This is a genomic window from Lysinibacillus telephonicus (genome assembly GCF_003966145.1).
In the GTDB taxonomy this organism is placed as follows: Bacteria; Bacillota; Bacilli; order Bacillales_A; family Planococcaceae; genus Ureibacillus; species Ureibacillus telephonicus.
In genome coordinates this window covers 1-2,132 of sequence record NZ_RXNR01000139.1, presented here as the reverse complement: position 1 = coordinate 2,132, position 2,132 = coordinate 1, and the positions used below count along the sequence as shown (strand labels likewise).

General features: G+C 32.8%; 2 protein-coding genes. One reads left to right on the top strand and one right to left on the bottom strand.

All coding sequences use genetic code 11. From position 1 onward, the window contains the following. Window positions 1–497 precede the first annotated feature (497 nt). Entirely contained in the window at window positions 498–704 is a 207-nt protein-coding gene (locus EKG35_RS20510; RefSeq protein WP_126296402.1) for a hypothetical protein, read from the bottom strand. 358 nt (window positions 705–1,062) lie between these two features. Between EKG35_RS20510 and EKG35_RS20505 the strand changes: the two genes are divergently transcribed. Beyond that, the gene (locus tag EKG35_RS20505; protein ID WP_126296401.1) at window positions 1,063–1,482 is read left to right on the top strand and encodes a hypothetical protein; all 420 of its coding nucleotides are present in this window, start codon (window positions 1,063–1,065) and stop codon (window positions 1,480–1,482) included. Window positions 1,483–2,132 lie beyond the last annotated feature (650 nt).

Genomic DNA, 2,132 nt, shown 5'->3' with positions numbered 1-2,132 from the left:
CGCGGAAAGCGTCCGCCGAAACGGAAATCAACTAACTTATTCAAAAAGGGTTATTAATTTTATTTTAAAAGAAAAAAGACTGTAGGCAAACTCGAATTTTCGAGTTTGTCTACAGTCTGAAGGGACGTCTCATAAAAGTGTGAGACGTCCCTTTTTCTGCGACGGAAGCTTAAGCCGTCAGACGAAATTTATCTGAATTATTTGTACTAAAAGCGAAGCGACAAGTATAAAGAACTTGAAATTAAAGGATTTTAAATAAGAAAGCTGTCCTAGAAGTTTGGAAATAAATACTTTTGGGACAGTTTTTCTATTACTTATAATTGCTTGCTGAGTATGACGTGACAATAAAGTTATTTAATTTTTGATGTAAGATACTTCACTATACTAAAAAATATAACAATAAAGTCGTTTGAAGATTTAAGCTTTATTTTACAATCGCATCCAATTGTTGAGTTCCAGGAATAGTGATTACTTTTCCTTGTTTAGAAACAAGCGAACTATTTCGGAAATCCAAACATCCAGGTTAAGATAGTTACAATATATGTCCCAGATATAACAAACCATAGCACGTTCTTGCTAATGTCCGATTCATTTCCTTTAATGAGTTTCTTATTTATCTCAACAAGGTTAATAAAGAAAACTATCGCAAATATTGGATTTAGGAAAAAGCCTAATCCTGTAAATATCTCTAGAATATCCCCCACGCCTATCCCCCTGACCTTTTTGTAGTTTCTTTAAAAGTTCATTGTTCAAAGAATACACACTATGTTACGTTTAATATTCGTTTTTATTTTAACATAAATATCCAATTGCTATTCCAGAAAAAGTCCTTTAATGAAAATACACTATCCTTATTCAAGGAAAGCGTTGATTGTAGAACAAGTACCCAGATGGAAATATGGACGTACAATAAAATAGATAATTTTGCTATCTATAATATTAGGGTGAAAATTTATCTCCTCGGGGTTCACAAATAATTGTAATTAAATCAATTATAGGAAACATCTTTTCCTCGTGGTTTTTAAGAAGTTGTGCTATATTCAAAGTGTCAGGAGTGAGTTGATGAAAAAGTTTTTAACAATTACCGCTAGTATCCTTGTTTTACTCGGAGCAGCTGGCTATGCTGTGTGGCATTTTGGGACAAATATCGCTTCCGAAAAAATAATCGAAAAAGTGGAATCTACTTTAGATGACGAAAATCTAGAAGAAGTAAAATCCTATATCGAGAACGATCCGAACGTTCAAGAAATTGTAAACGAGGCAGCAACTACAAATCCGGATACTCTTCCTTTCCAAACTAAGGAAGAAGCGACACGTGTGTTAATAAAAAAAGTGGGCGTTAATCGTTTACTTGAGATTCAGGAACAAGTGCAAAACGGTTCAATTAGTAAGGATGAAGTATTATCTGAAATTGAAGGTAAACTGTCTGAAGATGAAATTTCTGCTTTGAAATATGTTTTATATAAGGAATTGAATAAATAAAACAAAAACTAGCCATTTAAATTAAAAAAGCAGAGAGGTTGAGATTCACATAAGGATTTTCAACACAACTATTTTTTATTTTACTTATACCTAACTACACCACGCGACAGTCTCACAATGTGTCGAGTATACGTTGCAACACACATTGGTGCTGGTGGGTTTAATTATATGGCTCGATTCCTATTCAGTGGAATCGAGTTCTTTTTTTCTTATCATTCTTCTACTGTTGCTTATTAAACTAAAGCGCACGATTGTAAATTATTTAAGAACACAAAAACTGCAAAATAGTTTAAAGCACGATTGGTTGATTAATTTGGAACTGATAATAACTCAAAATCCCCATTAAAACTTCCCGTACATTCGCTAAGAATATACTTTTTTATCGCTTCTTCAGTTTGGACTGTTAATTTTTTACAACTGTATTCCTCAATAAAATTTCCATCTACACTATGAAAAACGTACACTTGTTCTCCATCAAACGTTAATGTCCTAACTCCAAGCTGTCCCTCTGTCCCATACTGAATAAAATTGGCTCTATAATATTTGTTGGGGTTTGAAAAAATTTCATAAATAAAAAAGCACGTAATCACCGATTTCTATATACTTGAATTGTCTAGAAACAAGCAATGAAAGGTGATACGTGCAAATGA